General features: G+C 63.9%; 3 protein-coding genes. All 3 read left to right on the top strand.

What is annotated here, in order from left to right:
- A partial coding sequence (locus tag RMO40_RS05215) for an ABC transporter ATP-binding protein C-terminal domain-containing protein (protein ID WP_489660113.1) occupies positions 1 to 333 on the top strand: 333 nt, incomplete at its 5' end.
- A gap of 1 nt (position 334) precedes the next feature.
- A complete protein-coding gene (locus RMO40_RS05220) occupies positions 335 to 1,039 on the top strand; it encodes an ATP-binding cassette domain-containing protein (protein WP_309717285.1) in 705 nt (234 codons plus the stop codon).
- A gap of 31 nt (positions 1,040 to 1,070) precedes the next feature.
- Positions 1,071 to 1,543: ABC transporter substrate-binding protein (locus RMO40_RS05225; protein ID WP_309717288.1), on the top strand; the 473-nt coding region annotated here is incomplete at its 3' end.

Genomic DNA, 1,543 nt, shown 5'->3' on the forward strand with positions numbered 1-1,543 from the left:
GTCGAGCAGCATCAGCTTCGGGTCCATCGCCAGCGTGGTCGCGATCTCGAGCGCGCGCTTGCGGCCGTAGCTCAGCTCGACGAGCCGACGCAGGGCATGGGCCTGGAAGACGTGGACCGCATCCGCCAGCTGATCAAGAAGGTGTCGGCCAACCGGACCATCCTGATGGTGGAGCACAACATGAGCGTGGTGGCGAGCATTGCCGACACCATCACCGTGTTGCAGCGTGGCGCCACCCTGGCCGAAGGGCCGTATGCCGAAGTGTCGAAAAACCCGGCGGTGATGGAGGCCTACATGGGGACGGCAAATGTTGAACTCCAGGGAGCCCACTGAGATGGCCACTCCGTTCCTCGAAGTCCGCGAGCTGCAAGGCTGGTACGGCGAATCGCACGTGCTGCATGGCGTGAACTTCCACGTCAACGAAGGCGAGGTGGTCACGCTGCTCGGCCGCAACGGCGCCGGGCGCACGAGCACGCTGCGCGCCATCATGGGCTTGATCGGCAGCCGCAAGGGCTCCATCCGAATCCGCGGGCAAGAGGTGATCGCCATGCCCACGCACCGCATTGCGCGGCTGGGCATCGGGTACTGCCCCGAAGAGCGCGGCATCTTCTCGACCCTCTCGGCCGAAGAAAACCTCTTGCTGCCACCACGCCTGGCCGAAGGCGGCATGGCGGTCGAGCAAATCTACGCCATGTTCCCCAACCTGAAGGAGCGCGCCAACAGCCAGGGCACGCGCCTGTCGGGCGGCGAGCAGCAGATGCTGGCGGTGGCGCGCATCCTGCGCACCGGCGCCAAGTTGTTGCTGCTCGACGAGATCTCCGAAGGCCTTGCCCCCGTCATCGTGCAAAAGCTCGGCGAGATGGTGGTGGCCTTGCGCAAGCAGGGCTACACCATCGTGATGGTGGAGCAGAACTTTCGCTTCGCAGCGCCCCTGGCCGACCGTTTCCTCGTGATGGAACACGGCCGCATTCTTCAAGAATTTACCCAGTCGCAACTGCCGGACCGCATGGCCCAACTCCATGAGTACCTCGGTGTTTGACACCTCCCAACCTACCCCCAAGGAGACTTCAATGAAATTGAAAACCATCGCCACTGCCTGCTCGCTCGCTTGCGCCGCAGCCTTTACCCCCGCACAGGCCCAGGTCTCGGGCGACGTGATCAAGATCGGCATCATCACCGACATGTCGGGCCTGTACTCCGACATCGACGGCCCGGCGGGTGTCGAGGCGATCAAGATGGCGATTGCCGATGCGGGTGGCAAGATCAACCGCAAGACCATCGAGCTGGTCTCGGCCGATCACCAGAACAAGCCCGACATCGCCGCCGCCAAGGCGCGTGAGTGGTTCGACACCAACGGCGTCGACATGCTGATCGGCGGTACCAACTCCGGCACCAGCCTGGCCATGGCCAAGGTGGCAGCCGAAAAGAAAAAGCTCTTCATCTCCATCGGCGCGGCCACCTCGGCCCTGACCAACGAGCAGTGCAACCCCTACACCGTGCACTGGGCCTACGACACCGTGGCGCTGGCCAAGGGCACCGGTAA

The organism is Rhizobacter sp. (assembly GCF_031412075.1).
Classification (GTDB): domain Bacteria; phylum Pseudomonadota; class Gammaproteobacteria; order Burkholderiales; family Burkholderiaceae_C; genus Rhizobacter.

Bases quoted from the DNA above. Each gene is read 5' to 3' on its own strand.
- RMO40_RS05220 (WP_309717285.1), top strand. From the start codon at position 335: ATGGCCACTCCGTTCCTCGAAGTCCGCGAGCTGCAAGGCTGGTACGGC.